The following is a 19,997-nucleotide window of genomic DNA, read 5'->3' as shown; positions in this document are numbered from 1 at the left end:
TGCCGCTGGATCTGCACTGCCCGGCAGTCGCACCACATCTGACAAAGTCTGACCAAGCTAATCTTCATGCTCAGCCGCCAAAAGAGCGGGTTGCTGCGCTTGCATAGGCAATCGGACGGGTTGCTGCTCGAGCTGGCGAGGAGACAGTCGAAGAGGTCCGTCGAGCATCTGGGTGGCGATGGCGTCAACGGGTTCGATGCCGCCGAACCGGTAGTCCTCGTAGCCGCGCAGCCGTAGGTGACGGCCCTCGGCCTTCATTACCGCGAAGCGGATCGGATCGGCTGTGCCGTCGCGATGTGCGTAGTGCTGCTCGCCGTCGCACCCGATCACGATTCCGATCCGACTGGGTAGCAGCATCAGGAAATCCATGCGCTGACGCTGCCACCCGGAGCACGCCAGTTCAGTTGCTTCTGCACTATCGACAGTAAGAAAAGTCGGCATTTTAGGTGCAAATCCCAGAATGCCCCTATTCTCGCCTTCATCATACAAACACAGCATTCTCCTGGCCTTGTTGGGTCTCCGTTAGCCGCTGTTGGGTTGCCAGCCCCCGCAGATCGCGGCCGACACCGGCTTTTGGCGGTCACGAGACCGATCCGCCCCGGCGCGCCAGCCGGGTTAGTGACTGGTCTCGGGCGCCGCCCGGTGTGGGTGGTGACTCGGCCCGGCATCGGCCCGTGCTCACCACGATTCCGAACCTGGTGTGGAAGGAGTAGCGCTTCCACGGTCTCCGCCCGCGCGGGCGGCGCCTCCCATCTGTTTTCGAGTGCGTCTCGCCGCGAGGCGAGGCGGGAGGTGAAGACCAGATGCGTCGCATCCTGTCCTGTCTGTTCCTGTCCGCCACGACGGTCGCCGTCGTTCTCACCGACACGACCAGCGCGGCCTTTGCCGGGCCGCCGGCTTCGGTTGCGGTCAACGATCTGCCGACCGTGATCAACAATCTCACCACCTGGATCGTCGGCATCCTGGTCGGTATCGCGACCCTCTTCCTCACGTACGGGGGTGCCCTGTACCTCATGGCCGGGGGCGACCCCGGCCAGGTGGAGAAGGCCAAGGGGGCGCTGAAGGGTGCCGCGACCGGCTACGCCCTCGCGGTACTCGCGCCGGTGCTGCTGACCATCCTGCGCGGCATCCTGGGCAGCTGACCGGTGCTCTGGGACATCGTCGGGATCTCACCCCTGCTGGACGCGGTCCTGAGATGGATGGCCGAGCGCGTCGCCGAGGTCATCAACATCCTGTGGGGGTTGCTGTCCTCGGCGTTCCTGATCGTGCCGGACGTTACCGTCCTGCCGCAGGTCCAGGCGGTCGGCAGCCGAGCGTTGTGGATCGTCAACACCTGCTACGTGTTGGCGATCATCGCTTGTGGCGTGGTGCTCATGGCCCGCGACAGCGTCCAGGCCCGTTACGGCGTCACTGAACTCGCGCCCCGTCTGGTCATCGGCATCATCGCGGCGAACTTCGCGATGCCCATGCCGGGAGTTCATCAATCTGGGCAACACGCTGATCCAGGCCGTCACCGGGGGGCCGGTCGCCGACGACGGCTCGTTGGGGCAACTGCAACGCACGATTCTCGCCGCGCTGACCAACCCGGCCAACGCGCTGCTCACGTTGATCATCGGCGGGGTCATCGCGACCCTGGCCGCAACGATCATGGCCGGTTGGATCCTTCGCCTCGGCCTGCTGGTGATACTGGTCTGTGTCGGACCCGCAGCTTTGGCCTGCCACGGCACACCCTGGACGGAGCCGGTCGCGAAGCTGTGGTGGCGGGCCTTCCTCGGCGTCTTCGCCACCGTTGGCGGCCAGGCCCTCGCGCTGCACACCGGGCTGACGGTGTTCGTCAGCCCGACCGCGAACCTGCCCGCCCTCGGCCTGCCCGACGATCCGACCGGAACTCTCAACCTGCTCATCGTCTGCTGCCTGTTGCTGGCGGTGACCCGGATCCCGGCCCTGGTACGCCGGTATGTCACCGGCGGCCAGTCCCGCAACGTGGTCGGTGCCTTCGTCCGGGTCGCGGTCGTTCAGCAGCTCGGCCGTGCCCTGACCCGTGGCCTGTTGGGCGGTGGCCGTGTCACGGCAAGGGCTGGGGCCGATCGGACGCGCCGCGCACCGAAGGCGGGCGGGCCTGGTGGCGGTACTCCGGTTGGCGGGGTTCCGCTGCCTCGGCCAGCCCGCGGCAGTGGCACAACGCCCGGCCCGGTGAGGCGCCGTACAAAGGCTGCGGCGCTGGCCCAGGCCGGGGCGCCGAATCTCCCGCCCGGACGAACCCCGGGCACCGCGCTGCCAAAGCGGTACCCCCGCCGGCGTCGCTGATGGGGCCCGTGCCGCCCGAGTTCCGCAGTTCGTAGGAACACAAGCATGATCGGGTCGGGGTCGATGCTGGTCACGGGCTCGCAGATGCCTCGGACTGGGCCGGCGGATCCGAAAGTGTAGTAACACGACCTGAGATTCACATCTTGTTCTGCCAGTGGTGATGTGGTTTCTTCGTAGTCATGTATCTGCGGTTCACCTCGCGGACCAACGCCGACGGCAGCGTGGTGCGCTACGTCGCGTTGGCACACAACCGGCGCGTGGACGGCAAGATCAAGCCTGATGTGCTTATGAATCTGGGCCGCGTCGACCGGGTCGACGTCGAAGGGCTGCGCCGGCTCGCCGCGTCGATCGACAAGCACTTCGGCGAAGACGGCGCGGGTGCGGAAGCGGGCCTGGCGGCCGGAGCGGGACCTCTCGACGTCGTCGACGCACGGTCGATCGGGTCGACATGGCTGCTCGACGGGTTGTGGCGGCGCCTCGACGTCGGCGCGGCGGTGCGGGCGGCTGCGGACGCGCGTAGGTTCACCACGAACATGGAACGGGTGCTGTTCGCGCTGGTCGCCAACCGAGCTGTGGCGCCGATGAGCAAGCTGTCGGCCGCCGAGTGGGCCGGGCAGGACACGGTCATCCCGGGCCTGACCGGTATGGACGACGACCACGCGTACCGGGCGATGGACCTGCTCATCGACGCCGATACCTGCGGCCGGGTGCAGGAGGCGGTGTTCTTCGCCGTGGCCAACCTGTTCAACCTTGAAGTCGACCTGTTGTTCTTCGACACCACCAGCACCTACTTCGAACGCGACACCGAAGACGACGGCGACGATGCGTTTCGCCGGTTCGGGCACTCCAAGGACCACCGCTCGGATCTGCCGCAGATCGTCATCGGCCTGGCCGTGACCAAGGAAGGCATCCCGGTGCGGTGCTGGTGCTGGCCCGGCAACAGCAATGACCAGGCCGTGCTGGCCGAGGTTCGCGACGACATGCGCGACTGGAAGCTCGGACGCGTGATCACCGTGGTCGACCGCGGGTTCTCCAGCGCGGACAACCTGGCCTACCTGCGCCGCGCCGGCTGGGCACTACATCGCCGGGATGCGCATGCGTGACGGCAACCCCCTCGTCGAGCGGGTCCTGGCCCGCCAGGGCCGCTACCAGCAGGTCAAGGACAACCTGCGCGTCAAGGAAGTACGCATCGACGGATCCGACGTGCGGTTCGTCATCTGCCACAACCCCGACCAGGCGATGCGTGACAAGCAGCACCGCGACGACGCGATCGCCCGCGTCGAAGCCGAACTCGAACGCATCCGTGACCAGCGCGAACGCGACGCCAGACGACCCGTCGCAGACAAGGCCCGTAAGAAGAACGAGGCGGCGCACGCCCGCGCCGAGTGCGCCCTGCGCGACCACCCGACCCTGGGCCGGTGGCTCGTCCAGCAGCCCAACGGACGACTGAAGGTCAACAAGGCCAAGGTCAAGGCCGAGGAACGCCTCGATGGCAAGTACCTCATCGCCACCTCCGACCCGCACATCAGCGCCGAGGACGTCGCGCTGGGCTACAAGAACCTCCTCGAGGCCGAGCGCGGGTTCCGCGACCTGAAGTCGCAACTGCTGCTGCGGCCGGTGTTCCACCGCCTCGAGCACCGCATCCGCGCCCACGTCCTCATCTGCTGGCTGGCCCTGCTGCTGATCCGCGTCGCCGAACGCGCCACCGGCCAGACCTGGCGAAACATCAACCGGCAACTCGGACGAATCAGCCAGGTCACCCTCGCCGGGCCCGCCGGCACCGTCGTGCAGACCACCCCGCTGAGACCCGAACACAAGGCCATCTACCAGGCACTTTCCGTCCAGCCGCCGGCCCGGGTCACCGCCTTCGACCCCCAGTAGCCAAGATCAGATCCTGGCAAGAGGGCGTAGACACACGCCTCTTGTTCGACGCACGTCAATCTTCGCTGCTCCACATCCAGATTCCGATGATCGTTGAACTACAAACTGCGGAACCCGGGTGCCGAGTCTGTGCCGACGTCGCCTACCGGTCCGCATCGAGCAGCGAGCGGATCGGATTGGCCGGCGGAGGCCGAACCGTTGTCAGGACCGCATGTGTCGCCGGTGGTCAGCCTGACAGCGGAGTCGGCGGCCCGCCCGGCGGCACGGGTTGGCCCCGGGACCGCTGACGTCGTCCGGCGGGCCGGTGGTCGGCTTCGTTGCGGCTTTCGCCCGCGCATGCAGCGGCGGCCGGTGACCGTCGGCGCCGGGCGGCGGCCACCCGGACCATCCGCGCCTCGGCAGCGGCTCGTGCCGCTGCCGCCCATCCACGACCGGCCAGGCGCTAGCCACGACGGCAGCGGCACCGGCCGGTCGGACTGATATCCCACCTGACCTGAGGATTGGTGCTTCCATGTCTGATGTTGATCTTCGTGCTCGGATTCCGGCGGACGTCGAGACGCCGGATCGTGTTCTCTACAACCTGACCGCGCGGCAGGTGTCCATCCTGGCGGTCGCCGCCGCCGTCGCCTATCTGTTGTGGCGGGCGTTGCTGGGGCATGTGCCGATGCCGTTCCTCCTTGCAGCCATGTTCCCGCTGCTCGGCGCTGCCACGGTCCTGGCATTGGGCCGCCGTGACGGACTGAGCCTGGATGCCTGGCTCCTTGCCGCTGTCCGGGGGTCGCGTGTCCCGCGCCGGCAGGTCCCCGCTCCCGCCGGAGTAGGGAAAGCTCCCCAGTGGGCGCCGCCCCCGGCCGGAGCCGAGGGTGATCTGGCCGCGCCGGCTCCGCTGCGGCTGCCGGCGCGGGCGATCGCCGCCAACGGCGTCGTCGACCTCGGCGGGAGCAGCGCCGCCCTGGTCGCGGTTACCACCGTCAACCTGGGGCTACGCACCCCGGCGGAGCAGGCCGCGCTGGTCGGTGCCTACGCCAGGTGGCTGAACAGTCTGACCGCGCCGGTGCAGATCGTGGTCTCCACTCAACCGGTCGACCTCGCCGGCCATGCGCAGCGCATCGCCGGGGCCGCCCACCTGCTACCCGACCCGGCGCTGGCCGATGCCGCCGCCGACTACGCCGAGTTCCTTCTCGACTTGGAGGACGAGAGGCAGCCGCTATGGCGGACCGTCACGATCGTTCACACCGCCACCGGCGCCCGGCGTGACACCGATGTGCTGCGCGCCGCCGAGCACACCGCCGCCGCGTTGCAGGGCCTGGGTGCCACCACCCGGGTCTTGGACGGGCCGGCCGTCGCGACGGTACTCGCCGCCGCGGTGGACCCGTTCACGCTGCCGGTACCCGGTGAACGGGCCCTGCTGGACGCCCCGATCACCGGGGAGGCGTCGTGAAGCTACCGAAACTGCTGCGGTTCCTTCTGTCCGTGCTCACGGGACGGTCTGCGTCCGCGGCGCCGGCTGGTGCGGATGTTGACACGCTGCCGGCGCTGGTCGGCCCGGCCAGCGTCGAGGTCACTGCCCGCTACCTGAAGGTCGGTGACGGCTACACCTCAACGCTGCTGGTCAACGGGTACCCCGCGGAGGTCGGGGCGGGTTGGCTGTCCCCGCTGACCGGCTGGCCCGGGCGCGCCGACGTCGTCATCCACATCGAGCCTCTCGCTCCGCAGGTGGCCGCGTCGCGGCTGCGGCGGCAGCGGGCGCGCTTGGAATCGTCTCGGCGTTCGGATGCCGAGCATGGCCGCCTGGACGACCCGTCTACCGAGGCCGCTGCCGCCGATGCCGCGGAGTTGGCTGACCGGGTTGCCTGCGGAGCCAGTCGCCTGTTCCGGGTCGGTCACTACGTCGCGGTGCATGCGACGAGTTTGGAGGAGTTGACAGAGTCCGTCGCTCATGTGCGGGCCACCGCCGCGTCGGTCATGCTCGACACCGTCCCGGCGACCTGGCGGCAGATGCAGGCGTGGACGTCCACTTTGCCGTTGGGGGTGGACAGCATCGGGATGCGGCGGGTGTTCGACACCGACAGCCTCTCCGCCGGTATGCCTCTGGCCTCCGCCGATCTGCCCGCTCCGCTGCCGGGTGATCCGCCCAGCGCGTCCGGTGTCCTGTATGGGGTGAACACGGCCACCAACGGGATCGTCTGGCACGACCGGTGGGCCGCGGACAACCACAACTCTGTCGTTCTCGCCCGTTCGGGCGCCGGCAAAAGCTACATGATCAAGCTGGAGACGCTGCGGTCGCTGTATGACGGGGTGCAGGTTCATGTCATCGATCCCGAGGACGAGTATCGGCGCCTCGCCGGGGCGGTCGGCGGCACGGTGATCGACCTCGGTGCGCCGGATGTGCGGCTCAACCCGCTGGACATTGCCGCCGACGACACCCGGCCGGACGCCCGTAACCGGCGGGCGTTGTTCGCCCACGCCCTGGTCAACGTGCTGCTCGGCGCCGCTGGTCAGGCGGGTGGCATGGACCCGGTCGAACGCGCAGCCCTCGACCGGGCCGTCAACGCCGCCTACCTTGGGGCGGGCGTCACCAACGACCCGGCCACCTGGAGGCGGCCGGCGCCGCTGCTGCGGGACGTGGCGGCCGCGTTGGAGGCGGACGGCTCCCCACCGGCGGTCACCCTTGCCGCTCGACTGTCGCCGTGGACCACCGGCAGCTTCAGCGATCTGTTCGCCGGGCCGACCACCACCCGACCCACCGGTCATCTGGTGGTGTGGTCCACCCGCCGGCTCGCCGACGAGTTGCGTGCCCCGGGCATGCTCCTGGCCCTGGACACGATCTGGCGGGTCGTGGATGCCCCGCCGGCCGCTGATCCCACCGGCGGCCGGCGTCGGCTTGTCATCGTCGACGAGGCGTGGACGTTGTTGCGCGATGGCGAGGGTGTGCGGTTCCTGAACCGGCTGGCGAAGGCGGCCCGAAAGCGTCGCGCCGGCCTGTCGGTGATCACCCAGGACGCGGCCGATCTGTTGGGCTCCGAGCTCGGTCAGGCGGTCATCGCCAACAGTGCCACCCAGGTGTTGATGAGGCAGGCTCCGCAGGCGGTCGCGGCCGTGGCCGACAGTTTCAGCCTCACCGGTGGTGAGGCACGGATGCTGTTGTCCGCCCAACGCGGAGAGAGTCTCCTGTTGTCCGGGAGCAATCGGGTGGCCAGCCATGCCGTGTCCTCCTACCGGGAGCACGCACTGTGCGTCACGGGCAACACCGACCCCGAGGAGACGCCGTGATCAGGGTCGCCTCGCCGGTCCCGGCACCAACCCCGCCTACTCCGGCGCCGCTGCCGTCGTTCGGCACGCCGGCCCCGTCCAGCCTGGTCCCCGACGCTGTCGGGAACGCGGTTGCGTGGTCTTCGGCCCGGCCGTGGCTCGCGATGGCCGCGGTGGCGTTGGGTGTGCTCGCGTTCGTCGCTCACGCCCGGCTGCTGAGGTGGCGGCAGCAGCGCTGGCAGCGCCACGCCCAGCAGATCACCATCACCCCGCCGCTGGAGGTGGAGTCGGACAGCGCGGCGCGGTGGTGGGCGACCTGTGCCGAGATCCTGCGTCCCATGGGCTGGCGGCGTCTGCTCTACGGCACACCGCACGTCGGCTTCGAGTACCGGTGGGCGGGCCGGCAGCTGACCATCGTCATCTGGCTGCCTGGCACCGTTCCTGCCGGACCGGTCCTCGCTGCCGTCGCCGGCGCCTGGCCGGGCGCCACCGCCACGGTCGGCGACGCCGCCGACCCGATCCCCGCCACCGTCATCGCCGAGGGTGACGCCCTGGCGCCGACGCTGCCGGCCTGGTATCCGATCGTCACTGGCCACGACAGCGACCCTCTGCGGCTCCTGATCTCCGCCTTGTCCGGGCTGGGCGAGCACGAGTACGCCTGCGTGCAGGTCCTCGCCCGGCCGGCGACACGCCGGCAGGTTCGCCGGCTGCGGGCCGGCACGGCGGCGCTGCGTACCGGACAGCCCGCCCGGGGCGCCTTCGATCCCGCGACCTGGCTGGAAGGGATCGCCAATCTGCTGATGCCCGGGCCCGGGCGTGCCAGCACCGGTGCCGGTGGCCGCAGCGTGGCGTACCGGCCGCCGGTTGGTGATCCGGAGCGGGAGCGTGACGCCCGTGCGGCGGTGGACAAGCTCGCCTCGGGCCAGTTGTGGGAGGCGTCGATCCGGTACGGCATCGCGCACACCAACCCGCGCAAGGCGGGTGAGGACAAGCTGCGGGCCCGGTTGAGGACGCTCGCCCACGGCGCCGCGTCCGCCTACGGCCTGTACACCGCCCGGCAGCGGCTGCGGCGCGTCCGCCTCGGCCAGCCGGCCGCAGTGTTGGCCAGCCGGCCGCTGCGCTGCGGCTATCTGCTCGGCGTCGCTGAGCTTGCCGCTGTCGCCGCCCTGCCCACCGATCTGGCGGTGCCCGGCCTGGTACGCGCCCGTGCCAGACCGATGCCGGCACCGGTCGAGGCGCCATCCGGTGGCCGGGGCGTCAAACAGCTCGGCCGCGCGCAGATCGGCGGCCACACCGTCGCCCTACCTGTCGTCGATGCCCGCCAACACCTGCACGTTCTTGGAAGCACGGGCGTCGGGAAGTCCACGTTTCTGGTCAACCTGATCCTCGACGACGTGGCCGCCCGCCGCGGGGTTGTCGTCATCGACCCCAAGGGCGACCTGGTCACCGATGTCCTGGACCGGCTCGACCCGAAGTTCGCCGACCGGGTCGTGCTCATCGACCCCGACCAGGGACAGGGCGGCTACTTCAATCCGCTGTCCGGCGACGACCACGACCTCGCGGTGGACAACGTGGTCTCCATCTTCTCCAAGATCTTTCAACGGCACTGGGGACCCCGCATCGACGACACCTTGCGGGTGGCCTGCCTGACCCTGATGCGCAAGGCCAACGCCACCCTCGCCCTCGTTCCGCCGCTGCTCAACGACAAAAAGTTCCGGACGGCGTTCACCCAAGACCTCGACGATCCGGAAGGGCTGCTCGGCTACTGGACCTGGTACGAGTCCATGCCGCCGCCGGTGCGGGCACAGGTCATCGGCCCCGTCATGGCGCGGCTGCGTGCCTTCCTGCTGCGGGACTTCCCGCGTCGCACGCTCGGCACGCCGCGCTCGTCGTTCGACATGGAAACCCTGCTCAACACCGGCGGAATCCTCCTTGCCCGGCTACCGAAGGGACAGCTTGGCGAGGACACCTCCCGGCTGATGGGTTCGTTCGTCCTGGCCCGTGCCTGGCAGGCCGCCACCGCGCGCGCGAAACTGCCTGAGGACAAACGCCGCGATTGCACCGTTTACATCGATGAGTGTCACAATTTTCTTAATCTGCCCGGGTCGGTGGACGACATGCTTGCCGAGGCCCGCGGCTACCGGATGAGCCTCGTGCTGGCCCACCAGGATCTCGCCCAGCTACCGCGGCCCACCCAACTGGCGCTGTCCGCGAACGCGAGGAACAAGATCACGTTCAACGTGGCGCCCGAGGACGCCCACCAGATGGCCCGGCACATGTTCCCCGAACTGTCCGAACACGACCTGAGCCATCTGGACGCCTACCAGGCCGCCGCCCGACTCGTGATCAACAACCGGGAAACCGCGGCATTCACGCTGCGGGCCCGACCGCCCCGGCCTTCGATCCCTGGCGCAGCAGATCAGGTCCGCAGGGCCTGCGCCGCGGCCAGCCGTAGCGCGGGCGATCCCACGGCGATCGAACAACTCGCCAAGCGGCTGGCTACCCAGCCCGAAGGCCGCCGGTAAACGCCGTCGATCACCGCTGCCAGGCCGGGCGCCGGCCCGGCCTGGCAGCGGTCGGCCCCTGGTCCACACCCCGGCCTGGTCCCGGCGAAACCCAACCCACCCTCAGCCACCCAACAGCGCAGGCAGGTGCCCCGAATGCCCCATGATCAACCATCCCGACAGTCCCCTCAGGGGGATACTCTCCGACCGGGGGACGCCCCGTCACCCCCACGCCCTCGTACGCCCGCCCGACGCACGACAACGACCCTCGCCGACATCTCCGCCCGGCTACGCCCCCGCGACCGGGTGATCGCCGTCCTGCTTTCGGACCACACCGCGCTCACCAGCGACCAGATCGCCGCGGTCCTGTTCGACTCACCGATCACCTGCGCCCACCGCCTCTACGCACTACGCCGCATGGACTTCATCAACCGCGTCCTGCGCTCCGGACAGCCGTCCCAGGTCTACTGGGTGCCCGGACGACTGTCGGCCCGCCTGGTCGCCCTCACCCGCGGCGAAACACCACCAAGCCCGAAAGCGGTGGCCATGGCCGCCGACAGCGTCCTGTCCGACCGCACTCGCCGGCACACCATCGAGACCAACCAGTTCTTCATCGACCTGCTCGCGCACAGCCGATCCCACCCACAGTCCCGGCTGACCCGCTGGTGGTCCGAGCAGCAGACCGCCGCCGCGTTCGGCCGCCGCGTACGCCCCGACGGGCACGGTGTCTGGACCACGGGCCAACGCAGAGTCGGCTTCTGGCTGGAGTACGACCGCGGCACCGAGGGCCACGTGCGGCTGCGCGACAAGCTGGAGCCCTATCGCCGGCTACGTGTCGACGGCGGCCCCGGACATGTCCTGTTGTTCTCCCTTCCCAGCCGGGAAAGGGAGCGGAACCTCCACCACCATCTGGGCGAGACGGCCGGCCACGACCATCGGGTCGCCGACGCCTTGGCCACTGTCGCTATCGCGACCTGCGCCCGGGACCGCGTGAATGGTCACGGCCCGGCCGGGCCCGTGTGGCGGCTCGTAGGAAACGGCGGCCACCGGCTACGCCTCGCCGACCTTCCCACCACAGAAGAGGAGCCCGGCCCACTCAATCCGGGGCCGCCTTCAACCGATCAAGACCCGCTACACGAGCTCACCTGACTCGTCGAAGCACGCCGAGAACCCGTACTCGAATTCACCCCTCTGCGCGGCGAACCACTCCCCCGATGGCAACCGAACGACACGCGCACACCCCCGCTAGAGATCTCATAGATCCTCTGCCGTACCGGTCGGCCCGTTCCCGGGGTCGCGCATTTTCCGCGCGGCCGACATCGGTCACCTCAACCCGGTAACGGTCGCGGTCTTCTCGCACGTGGCACCTGACGTCGGCCCACCAGAATCCGTACTGGCCGTCGAATCCAGTTGACCACACATCGCGTTCGCTTGCGGCCTTTCCCGCCGCCATCACCGCCGCGGCAGCAATTCAGAGCCTTTCCACAAGGGAGATCCATGCCCGAAGAAGGTCCCTTCACGACGAACACCCAGCGCCCACGCCGACTCCTCACCCAGAACCGGGAGATGAGAAGAATCGGGGCATGGAACTGGTCCATACCGGCGTGGGCCGGCCGTCTTCCTGACGGCCGGCCATACAACACCTGCCCATCAGCCGGCATCTGCCGCGAAATCTGCTACGCGCGGCACGGCACCTACACCTGGCCAACGGTGCGCGCCAAACATCACGCCAATCTGATGTTCGTGCTCGACGATCCACCGGGATGGGAAGCAGCCATGGTTGCCGAGCTTGAGAGACGGAGGTTTCAGGACGCGTGGATCAGGATCCACGACTCCGGCGACTTCTTCTCCGACGACTACACCAAGGCCTGGATGCGCATCTGTCGCGCCCGTCCGGGGATCAACTTCTATGCCTACAGCAAGGAGGTGGACAGGTTCCGGCGGCTCGTCGAACCGGACCCGCCGCCGAACTTCCTCTGGGTGTACTCCCTGGGCGGCGCCCAGGACGCCGCGCTGGATCCCGCCACCGACCGTATCGCCGACATCTTCCCCGACGAGAACGCCATCACCGCCGCCGGATGGTCATCCCAAGAGGCCAGTGATCTCCTCGCCGTTCTCGGTCCTCGACTGGTCGGGATTTTCGCCAACCGCATCCCCGCAGCCTTGCGCAAGCTCGCTGGCCGGCGTGCCAGCAACTGGCAGGCCGAGATCGACGCCGAACGCGTCGCCCGGCGGCCGGAGTCGCATGTCAACGGGACATGACCCAACAGGGGGTGTCCGTTGGCCAACAGCCCCGTCCTCGTTGACCAACAGCATCCGCCGATGGCCGCGACCGCAAGGGTTGCTCGTCGGCCAACAGCCCTGGTCAAGCCGACTCTTTGCGATCCCACACCATGATCGTCTCCTGTTGGGTGGACGGGCTACGGTGGGGACTCATTTCATGAACCCCTCACCTCGCACCACCTCGGGCATCGGCCCGTCCCGGCAGGAACCGCACCCGCCCACCCGCCACCGGCCGGTCGGCAGCGACACCTTCTTCCGCGACGCTCCGCCCACCCCGCCCCACCGTTCTCGTACTGACCGCACCGCCGAGAACATTCCGGCCCCTGCGGTTCGCCTGGATTCCCATTCCGGCGACACCTGTACCACCTCACCAATCTCATTGATCAGAATGGAGGTATCTGCATGTCCTCACCGTTGACCGTCGTGGTCGCCCTCGACCCCGACACCGCAACCGCGGCGCTTGCCGATTCGGCCGCTTCCCGCGTCCGCAGCCAGGACCTTTTGCCGGCTGGTGCGGTTGGCCACTTCTCGGCGCGTCGCCGTCTCACCCGCAAGCTGCTGCGCCGCGTTCGCGGGCGCGCCGCCGGCGGCCCGATCCGTCTCCTCGACTTCCAATCCATGCGTACGCAGGCCGACAACTACGCCGCATGGCAGTGGCAACAATGGCGTGCTGTCGTTTCCGGCACCCGCGACGCCCAACCTTGGTGGGTGTTCGTCGACCGGCACCGCGCCGACTCGGACACTTGGCCGGTCAGCCGGGCCCAACAGGCGTACCTGGCGCAGCCCCAGGGCCCCGGCAAAGTCGTTAGATGATGCCGAGTAGTGCCAGGGGGCGGGTGCTGTCGCGGGCGTGGTGTCGGTTGGCGGCGGCGATGTTGGTGACGCCGGCGGTGCGGAGCGCGCTGATGGCGGTGTTGCGTAGGACGGCCATGACTTGGGGTCCGGTGCCGGTACGGATTTGGGAGCGGTCTTCGTCGTAGGTGACGTCGCGGACCCAGTGGACGGCGTTTTCGATGGACCAGTGGCCGCGGATCCAGGTGGCGAGTTGTTCGGGTTTTGCCTGGTGGACGTGTAGGTCGGTGATGGCGTAGACGGTCTCGGTGGTGAAGCGTCTCGGTTGGTCGAGGCGGCGTCTGCGGCGGCGGATCTGCAGGGCCTGGGCAGCGTTCGGGAACGCGATGCCGGTGGAGACCGAGAGGATCTTCAGGGTGCGGATTTCTCGACGGCCGTGCCCGCGATCGTCATGGCGGGTGGCGTCCGGGACCTGCCGCCAGGGCAGGTCGGCGAGCTGTTTGTGCAGGTGAGGTTGGTTGCCTTTGACTGTCAGGATCCAGTGGGCGCCGCGTTTGGCGAGGTAGGTTACGTGATCGCGCTGGCAGTGCAGAGCGTCGACGGTGATCACCGTGTTGGTCAGGTCGCCGATCTGGTCGAGCAGGGGCTCGAACCGGGTGATCTCGTTCGTTTTGCCGTCGACGTCGGTGCTGGCCAGCACGACGCCGGTGTTCTGATCGCAGGCGGCCAGGACGTGCTGGGCCGTGCTGTCGGCGGTGCGTGATCCTCGCAGGGTTTTGCCGTCGACGGCGATCGCCTGCCGGTTCACTGGGGTGCTGGCCGGGGCTCTGCCGGCGAGCCAGGTGCCGATGGCGGTGGTGAGCAGGTCTGGGTCCAGGGCCTGCAACAGTCGGCGGATCATGGCCTCGGACGGTCGTCGGTCCGGGGCGATACCGACGGCCAGGACGGTCGTGTCCGGAACGTCGGCGATCCACTCGGCGATGGCGGTGTAGGAGCGGTAGCCGGCCACCACGGCGCATACCGCCGCGGTCACCACGACCGTCAGCGGGTGCCGTACGCCTCGCCGGGCACGCGGATCGGGCACATCGGCGAGTGCTGCGGGCAGCCCGCCCGCGGTTTCGGGCACGGTCAGAGCCGGTGCGCGGGACAGGGACGAGATCAGCGATGATGGCAGCGCGGGCATGACTCACTTCGGATAGATCATCGTGGCGTAGGAACCTTGATGATCTTCTGAACCGTCATGCCCGTCTTGCTGCCACCAACTGCGGCGCTTCTACTCCAAGCGATCCAAGTCGGGCACCATCACGACTTTGCCGGGGCCCTGGCGCAGCCCCGCGTGCTGGCGATGACCGCCTATAACGCCGCGTACCGGCAGCACCCCATTCCCCGAGCACGACTGGAGTCTTTGCAATCGGGATTCAACGCGTACCGCACCCTCGCCGCGCTCGCCGCGGTTCCCGGCGACGCTGTCGCCACCGCCGACGGCGACTTGCTCACTACGAGCAGCGGACGGCTGTTCGACCAGCTGCGTTATCTGCACGCCGCAAACGACTACATCGACCGTCTGCATCGGGACACCCCACTCGTGGCTATCACTGCTCAGTCCGGCAGCGAATAGCGACGATTGCGAGCGGGTAGCTCGGGCTTTGCCAGCCGAGTTGCCCGGTTCCACCCACGCCGAAGATCCACACCAGTCGGCGCCGTTCCTGTCGAAGTCAACCGTTTATCAGCGGCCACATCACTGGACAGAGTCCGGCGATGTGTGCGCGTCCCTCCTACGGCCCCACTGACGCCGGGCAGGCATCCTCGCCGGCCCGGCCATTGCCATGCCCACCGGAGGGCGCCGGCCAGACGGTGCCGAGAAGGGAGGCGCCAGCCTGGGTCGCGCCATAGGTCACGAGCGCCCCGACATCAAACCGATCCAGCTCATGGGTCGGCTCGCCAGCCCATTTCATCTGGTCCGGATCACAACCGGACCGGTCCTACCTGATTGGAGGCGACATGAGGCGGAGCACCATTTCCGAAGCCCTCACGGAAATCCGGCAGTTCGACAGTTTCAACGCCGGCACCCTGGTCGGCATCGCCCTCGCCGAGCGGTACGGCGGCGCACCGCCGCTGCGACTCGACGGGCTGCCCGCAACCCAGGCCGCCGCCCTGCGGGCTTCGCTTGACGCCCGCGCCGCAGGTGTTGTCGGCATCGACACTCCGGCCTATCTCGTCTACTCGGGTGGCCTGCTCGTGGCGTGGTGCACCGTTCGCGCCGCTGTCGCCACGCCGGACCTCGTGCTCAGCGGTACCCAGGCCCGCCATCAACGCCTCGCCGTGCAACCCGGGTTCCGCAGTTTGTAGTTCAACGATCATCGGAATCTGGATGTGGAGCAGCGAAGATTGACGTGCGTCGAACAAGAGGCGTGTGTCTACGCCCTCTTGCCAGGATCTGATCTTGGCTACTGGGGGTCGAAGGCGGTGACCCGGGCCGGCGGCTGGACGGAAAGTGCCTGGTAGATGGCCTTGTGTTCGGGTCTCAGCGGGGTGGTCTGCACGACGGTGCCGGCGGGCCCGGCGAGGGTGACCTGGCTGATTCGTCCGAGTTGCCGGTTGATGTTTCGCCAGGTCTGGCCGGTGGCGCGTTCGGCGACGCGGATCAGCAGCAGGGCCAGCCAGCAGATGAGGACGTGGGCGCGGATGCGGTGCTCGAGGCGGTGGAACACCGGCCGCAGCAGCAGTTGCGACTTCAGGTCGCGGAACCCGCGCTCGGCCTCGAGGAGGTTCTTGTAGCCCAGCGCGACGTCCTCGGCGCTGATGTGCGGGTCGGAGGTGGCGATGAGGTACTTGCCATCGAGGCGTTCCTCGGCCTTGACCTTGGCCTTGTTGACCTTCAGTCGTCCGTTGGGCTGCTGGACGAGCCACCGGCCCAGGGTCGGGTGGTCGCGCAGGGCGCACTCGGCGCGGGCGTGCGCCGCCTCGTTCTTCTTACGGGCCTTGTCTGCGACGGGTCGTCTGGCGTCGCGTTCGCGCTGGTCACGGATGCGTTCGAGTTCGGCTTCGACGCGGGCGATCGCGTCGTCGCGGTGCTGCTTGTCACGCATCGCCTGGTCGGGGTTGTGGCAGATGACGAACCGCACGTCGGATCCGTCGATGCGTACTTCCTTGACGCGCAGGTTGTCCTTGACCTGCTGGTAGCGGCCCTGGCGGGCCAGGACCCGCTCGACGAGGGGGTTGCCGTCACGCATGCGCATCCCGGCGATGTAGTGCCCGCCGGCGCGGCGCAGGTAGGCCAGGTTGTCCGCGCTGGAGAACCCGCGGTCGACCACGGTGATCACGCGTCCGAGCTTCCAGTCGCGCATGTCGTCGCGAACCTCGGCCAGCACGGCCTGGTCATTGCTGTTGCCGGGCCAGCACCAGCACCGCACCGGGATGCCTTCCTTGGTCACGGCCAGGCCGATGACGATCTGCGGCAGATCCGAGCGGTGGTCCTTGGAGTGCCCGAACCGGCGAAACGCATCGTCGCCGTCGTCTTCGGTGTCGCGTTCGAAGTAGGTGCTGGTGGTGTCGAAGAACAACAGGTCGACTTCAAGGTTGAACAGGTTGGCCACGGCGAAGAACACCGCCTCCTGCACCCGGCCGCAGGTATCGGCGTCGATGAGCAGGTCCATCGCCCGGTACGCGTGGTCGTCGTCCATACCGGTCAGGCCCGGGATGACCGTGTCCTGCCCGGCCCACTCGGCGGCCGACAGCTTGCTCATCGGCGCCACAGCTCGGTTGGCGACCAGCGCGAACAGCACCCGTTCCATGTTCGTGGTGAACCTACGCGCGTCCGCAGCCGCCCGCACCGCCGCGCCGACGTCGAGGCGCCGCCACAACCCGTCGAGCAGCCATGTCGACCCGATCGACCGTGCGTCGACGACGTCGAGAGGTCCCGCTCCGGCCGCCAGGCCCGCTTCCGCACCCGCGCCGTCTTCGCCGAAGTGCTTGTCGATCGACGCGGCGAGCCGGCGCAGCCCTTCGACGTCGACCCGGTCGACGCGGCCCAGATTCATAAGCACATCAGGCTTGATCTTGCCGTCCACGCGCCGGTTGTGTGCCAACGCGACGTAGCGCACCACGCTGCCGTCGGCGTTGGTCCGCGAGGTGAACCGCAGATACATGACTACGAAGAAACCACATCACCACTGGCAGAACAAGATGTGAATCTCAGGTCGTGTTACTACACTTTCGGATCCGCCGGCCCAGTCCGAGGCATCTGCGAGCCCGTGACCAGCATCGACCCCGACCCGATCATGCTTGTGTTCCTACGAACTGCGGAACTCGGGCAGCACGGCCCGCCGTACCCCTTGGTCGATCATCGCCTGGATGCGGTGCCGGCCGCCGTAGATGCCTCCCTAGTCGTCGAGCATGAGCGGGTCGACGGTGCTGACCAGGCAGCGAATCGCGGTGGTTCGAAAACCACGCAGCGTATGGACCCGGGTTCCACAGATAATCCGGGTCCTGCGACACGTCTGCGGGTCCTGTCGCTGGTCAGGGCGTTGCGGTCTAGCGGAAGAGCCGAGAATCCCTAGTGACACGGATCGCGCGATCACCGGTGTCGCAGGACCCCGATTATCTGTGGAACCCGGGTTGCGACGACGTGCTGGGCGAACAGGCGGCGCGACAGCACAGGTTCGAGTGGCTGCTTGGCGACCCGTCGCTCACCGGACGACAAGATGGCCCTACACCTCATGACCGACCGCGTCACCGTCGAACTCGAAATCGGCACCTTCGACGACAAAGCTGACAGCATGCGCGGTGGCGGGCAATGTCACTGGTCCTCTGGGTTCGAAGCAACCACCTGCAGATGCCGCGATGGGAATGCTCCGGGGCGGGCCGGGAGGCTGTCTGTACGGCCGCCGGGGACGAGGTTCAGGGTCGGGCGTTGGTCTGTACTGCCGAGTAGTTGGCGAACCCTGGTCAAGGGCCACCGTAGTTCGGTGGCAAGGTCCGGCACGGTGAGGCCGTATTCGCTTGCCCGCTCGAGCGCCTTGCGGAGCAGGCTAGGCTGTTCGCCGGGGAAGCCTTCAATGGGCTCCGGCTCGGGTTTCATCTGATTCAGCCGTTGGTATGCGCGCTGGGCGGTTGTGTCGGTGTACAGACCGATTTCCCGGCAGCGGTAGATCAGGCTGCTGATGGACACGCCCCACGTCCGCTGGAGTTCGGCGAAGGTAGGAAAGTTCACCCGGGTCGGTAGCTGAGGTACGACGGTGTCGCGGGGGGTGAGGAACTCGGCGGCGAAGGCATCGGCGTCGCGCTCCTGGCGGGGGTCTCCGGGGATTGCATCTGCGTGCAGGACCAGGTGGCCGAGTTCGTGGGCGGTGGTGAACCGGTGCCGGTAGACGTCCGTGGTGCGGTCGCGGCTGATCACGATGAAGGGTCGTGGCAGGCGCGAGGTGGAGAACGCGTCCACGGTCCGGAAGTCGCCGTCTGCGGGAGCGTGGACGACGACGATGCCGCGGATTTCGAGCGTTCTGACCAGATGTGGGACTGGGCCGACGCCCAATGCCCACAGGCGTCGTAGGCCGCGAGCGGCCTGCACCGGGTCGGTCGGCAGGCCGGTACCTGGCGTGATTTCCCCGCCGGCGAAGCCGGGCAGGTCGACGTGCGGTAGTTCGACCCGACGTTCGAGCGCGTATATCAGTTCCCACACCTGTTCGGTGAAGGAGACCGCCTTGGCGCGTTGGTATGCCCTTGTCTCACGAAGATGCCGAAAGTGGGCGGCGGACGCGTCGAGTCGGGCGTAGGGCCGGCCGATCTGAAAGAACGCGACCGGATAGCCGAGCCGGTCGGCAAGCGCGGCGAGTATGTCCGGGCCGGGCCGGGTGCCGGCCTCGTACTGCCCGATTGCTGCTGCGCTGACGCCGGTTCGCTCGGCGAGTTCCTTTTTCGTCAGGCCGGCGAGTTGGCGGGCCTGGGTCAGCCGGGCCGGGTCGAACGAGCGAGCGACGGCAACGGCGGATCCGTCCGGTAGGACGTCTTTGGCATCGGCTACCGAGAACAGGCCGTCAGGTTCGTCAGTCCTGGACATCGCTGCGCTGCTGGTTCGGTTCGTTGCCTGGTGGTGGGGTCAGCCCGGCCCGTTCGGCTGCCGTGCGGGGCTTGATCAGCGGAGCGGCAAGCTCCCCATCGTCGAAGCGTGGGGTGCGCTTCGACGGACGGGGGTTCGTGAGGACCTGCAGGCCAGGGATGGGGCTGGCGGTCGGCAGGGGCAGTGGCTGGGTGGTGACCCACTGTGCTGTGCCGTGGGAGTTCACGCTGATCTGACCCCATCCGATGGTGAGCAGTCCTCGCCGCTCGTGGGCGGCGTAGTAGACGATCACGATACCGGCCGGTTGGAGACCTTGCAGGAGGTCGGGTGCCACCTCGGTGACGTCGCCGCCGGGTTCGAACCCGTCGAGGACAGGCTGCGTGTGCGAAGGCTCAGGACCGAACTGCCGGGCCAACTCGAGCGCAGTCTTGTTGATCTTTCTCAGAGCTTGAGGGCTGTCGTACGCGGTGGCGAGGTCTTTGGCGTACTCGACGGGCAGGATCACCACATTGTTGACGACAACGACGTGGTAGCTCTTGCCGAACGGGCGCACCAGCTGCGCATCGGGGATCTCGCCGAGATGGGAGGCGAGTTCTTCGTAGCGGGCGGGCCAGCCCCCGCCGAAGGCGTGCCGGGAGGACAGGCCGACGACGTCGTGGCCGTCCATCTGCCGCGCTACAGCGGCATGAATGGCAGCGGGAAGTCCCACCATCAGTTCCGCAGCGAGCTGAGCGCCGAACATCGACGTCGCCCACGCGGCCGGCTTGGTCTGACGTCCCATCGGGCTACCTCCTGACTTTACCTCTAGGCAAAACCATAGCACTCGTGCTTTAGTTTTTCGCGAAAGAGCGACACTTTGGTGTCGTGGGGGTCTACCGTCAGCGCAGGCGCTGACGCAGTCGCGGTCTTCGATCGCACAA

18 protein-coding genes are annotated in these 19,997 nt (G+C 68.2%); 12 read left to right on the top strand and 6 right to left on the bottom strand.

The annotated features are described in order from the left end of the window. Positions 1-57: 57 nt before the first annotated feature. Entirely contained in the window at positions 58-369 is a 312-nt protein-coding gene (locus QCD66_RS11980; RefSeq protein ID WP_364219126.1) for a hypothetical protein, read from the bottom strand. A gap of 434 nt (positions 370-803) precedes the next feature. Between QCD66_RS11980 and QCD66_RS11975 the strand changes: the two genes are divergently transcribed. Beyond that, a complete protein-coding gene (locus QCD66_RS11975; protein WP_364219129.1) occupies positions 804-1,142 on the top strand; it encodes a pilin in 339 nt (112 codons plus the stop codon). A gap of 27 nt (positions 1,143-1,169) precedes the next feature. Here QCD66_RS11975 and QCD66_RS11970 read toward each other — a convergent pair whose 3' ends face one another. Continuing rightward, positions 1,170-1,613 carry a hypothetical protein gene (locus tag QCD66_RS11970; RefSeq protein WP_407567125.1) on the bottom strand — a complete coding sequence of 148 codons (444 nt, stop codon included), beginning with the start codon at positions 1,611-1,613 and terminating at the stop codon, positions 1,170-1,172. Between QCD66_RS11970 and QCD66_RS11965 the strand changes: the two genes are divergently transcribed. From QCD66_RS11965 to QCD66_RS11925, 9 genes are all read left to right on the top strand, one after another. Further along, positions 1,606-2,307, top strand: a complete 702-nt coding sequence (locus tag QCD66_RS11965) for a hypothetical protein (RefSeq protein WP_407567124.1) — start codon at positions 1,606-1,608, stop codon at positions 2,305-2,307. The two genes, QCD66_RS11970 and QCD66_RS11965, sit on opposite strands and share 8 nt — an antisense overlap. Before the next feature lie 179 nt (positions 2,308-2,486). Further along, positions 2,487-3,410 (top strand): IS1634 family transposase, encoded by a 924-nt coding sequence (locus QCD66_RS11960; protein WP_407567123.1) that lies wholly within the window; start codon positions 2,487-2,489, stop codon positions 3,408-3,410. Further along, complete coding sequence (locus tag QCD66_RS11955) at positions 3,397-4,188, top strand: IS1634 family transposase (protein WP_407567122.1); 792 nt, start codon at positions 3,397-3,399, stop codon at positions 4,186-4,188. Before QCD66_RS11960 ends, QCD66_RS11955 begins: the two co-directional genes overlap by 14 nt. 511 nt (positions 4,189-4,699) lie before the next feature. Beyond that, positions 4,700-5,629 (top strand): PrgI family protein, encoded by a 930-nt coding sequence (locus QCD66_RS11950; protein WP_375737024.1) that lies wholly within the window; start codon positions 4,700-4,702, stop codon positions 5,627-5,629. Between the two features lie 26 nt (positions 5,630-5,655). Continuing rightward, complete coding sequence (locus QCD66_RS11945) at positions 5,656-7,461, top strand: VirB4 family type IV secretion system protein (RefSeq protein ID WP_375737026.1); 1,806 nt, start codon at positions 5,656-5,658, stop codon at positions 7,459-7,461. Between the two features lie 143 nt (positions 7,462-7,604). Next, positions 7,605-9,965 carry a helicase HerA domain-containing protein gene (locus QCD66_RS11940; protein ID WP_375737025.1) on the top strand — a complete coding sequence of 787 codons (2,361 nt, stop codon included), beginning with the start codon at positions 7,605-7,607 and terminating at the stop codon, positions 9,963-9,965. Positions 9,966-10,250: 285 nt separating this feature from the next. Further along, positions 10,251-11,093, top strand: coding sequence for a replication-relaxation family protein (locus QCD66_RS11935; RefSeq protein WP_375737023.1), 843 nt, complete (start codon positions 10,251-10,253; stop codon positions 11,091-11,093). Positions 11,094-11,441: 348 nt separating this feature from the next. Beyond that, on the top strand, positions 11,442-12,206 hold the full coding sequence (locus tag QCD66_RS11930; RefSeq protein WP_375737022.1) for a GP88 family protein: 765 nt from the start codon (positions 11,442-11,444) through the stop codon (positions 12,204-12,206). Positions 12,207-12,629: 423 nt separating this feature from the next. After that, positions 12,630-13,040 (top strand): hypothetical protein, encoded by a 411-nt coding sequence (locus QCD66_RS11925; protein ID WP_375737021.1) that lies wholly within the window; start codon positions 12,630-12,632, stop codon positions 13,038-13,040. Here QCD66_RS11925 and QCD66_RS11920 read toward each other — a convergent pair. After that, positions 13,033-14,145 carry an ISAs1 family transposase gene (locus QCD66_RS11920; RefSeq protein ID WP_407566990.1) on the bottom strand — a complete coding sequence of 371 codons (1,113 nt, stop codon included), beginning with the start codon at positions 14,143-14,145 and terminating at the stop codon, positions 13,033-13,035. The two genes, QCD66_RS11925 and QCD66_RS11920, sit on opposite strands and share 8 nt — an antisense overlap. A 114-nt stretch (positions 14,146-14,259) precedes the next feature. Between QCD66_RS11920 and QCD66_RS11915 the strand changes: the two genes are divergently transcribed. Both QCD66_RS11915 and QCD66_RS11910 read left to right on the top strand, forming a co-directional pair. Beyond that, positions 14,260-14,637, top strand: coding sequence for a hypothetical protein (locus QCD66_RS11915; protein ID WP_407567121.1), 378 nt, complete (start codon positions 14,260-14,262; stop codon positions 14,635-14,637). A 383-nt stretch (positions 14,638-15,020) separates the two neighbouring features. Next, a complete protein-coding gene (locus QCD66_RS11910) occupies positions 15,021-15,368 on the top strand; it encodes a hypothetical protein (protein WP_375737367.1) in 348 nt (115 codons plus the stop codon). Positions 15,369-15,466: 98 nt separating this feature from the next. On the opposite strand, the gene QCD66_RS11905 is transcribed toward QCD66_RS11910, so the two are convergent. From QCD66_RS11905 to QCD66_RS11895, 3 genes are all read right to left on the bottom strand, one after another. Continuing rightward, positions 15,467-17,167 (bottom strand): IS1634 family transposase, encoded by a 1,701-nt coding sequence (locus QCD66_RS11905; protein ID WP_407566753.1) that lies wholly within the window; start codon positions 17,165-17,167, stop codon positions 15,467-15,469. 650 nt (positions 17,168-17,817) lie between these two features. Next, positions 17,818-19,077, bottom strand: a complete 1,260-nt coding sequence (locus QCD66_RS11900) for a helix-turn-helix domain-containing protein (RefSeq protein ID WP_375736806.1) — start codon at positions 19,075-19,077, stop codon at positions 17,818-17,820. After that, on the bottom strand, positions 19,064-19,858 hold the full coding sequence (locus tag QCD66_RS11895; protein ID WP_375736805.1) for a hypothetical protein: 795 nt from the start codon (positions 19,856-19,858) through the stop codon (positions 19,064-19,066). The genes QCD66_RS11900 and QCD66_RS11895 overlap by 14 nt, the downstream gene beginning before the upstream one ends. Positions 19,859-19,997 lie beyond the last annotated feature (139 nt).

This window comes from Polymorphospora sp. A560 (assembly GCF_045781765.1).
Classification (GTDB): Bacteria; Actinomycetota; Actinomycetes; order Mycobacteriales; family Micromonosporaceae; genus Polymorphospora; species Polymorphospora lycopeni.
This window is presented reverse-complemented; position numbering and strand designations above follow the sequence as displayed.

Coding starts and splice junctions, on each gene's coding strand:
- QCD66_RS11930 (WP_375737022.1), top strand. CDS start 11,442: ATGCCCGAAGAAGGTCCCTTCACGACGAACACCCAGCGCCCACGCCGA.
- QCD66_RS11950 (WP_375737024.1), top strand. CDS start 4,700: ATGTCTGATGTTGATCTTCGTGCTCGGATTCCGGCGGACGTCGAGACG.
- QCD66_RS11910 (WP_375737367.1), top strand. CDS start 15,021: ATGAGGCGGAGCACCATTTCCGAAGCCCTCACGGAAATCCGGCAGTTC.
- QCD66_RS11895 (WP_375736805.1), bottom strand. CDS start 19,858: ATGGGACGTCAGACCAAGCCGGCCGCGTGGGCGACGTCGATGTTCGGC.
- QCD66_RS11960 (WP_407567123.1), top strand. CDS start 2,487: ATGTATCTGCGGTTCACCTCGCGGACCAACGCCGACGGCAGCGTGGTG.
- QCD66_RS11925 (WP_375737021.1), top strand. CDS start 12,630: ATGTCCTCACCGTTGACCGTCGTGGTCGCCCTCGACCCCGACACCGCA.
- QCD66_RS11900 (WP_375736806.1), bottom strand. CDS start 19,077: ATGTCCAGGACTGACGAACCTGACGGCCTGTTCTCGGTAGCCGATGCC.
- QCD66_RS11905 (WP_407566753.1), bottom strand. CDS start 17,167: ATGTATCTGCGGTTCACCTCGCGGACCAACGCCGACGGCAGCGTGGTG.
- QCD66_RS11975 (WP_364219129.1), top strand. CDS start 804: ATGCGTCGCATCCTGTCCTGTCTGTTCCTGTCCGCCACGACGGTCGCC.
- QCD66_RS11970 (WP_407567125.1), bottom strand. CDS start 1,613: ATGATCAACGTGAGCAGCGCGTTGGCCGGGTTGGTCAGCGCGGCGAGA.
- QCD66_RS11955 (WP_407567122.1), top strand. CDS start 3,397: ATGCGCATGCGTGACGGCAACCCCCTCGTCGAGCGGGTCCTGGCCCGC.
- QCD66_RS11915 (WP_407567121.1), top strand. CDS start 14,260: ATGCCCGTCTTGCTGCCACCAACTGCGGCGCTTCTACTCCAAGCGATC.
- QCD66_RS11980 (WP_364219126.1), bottom strand. CDS start 369: ATGGATTTCCTGATGCTGCTACCCAGTCGGATCGGAATCGTGATCGGG.
- QCD66_RS11940 (WP_375737025.1), top strand. CDS start 7,605: ATGGCCGCGGTGGCGTTGGGTGTGCTCGCGTTCGTCGCTCACGCCCGG.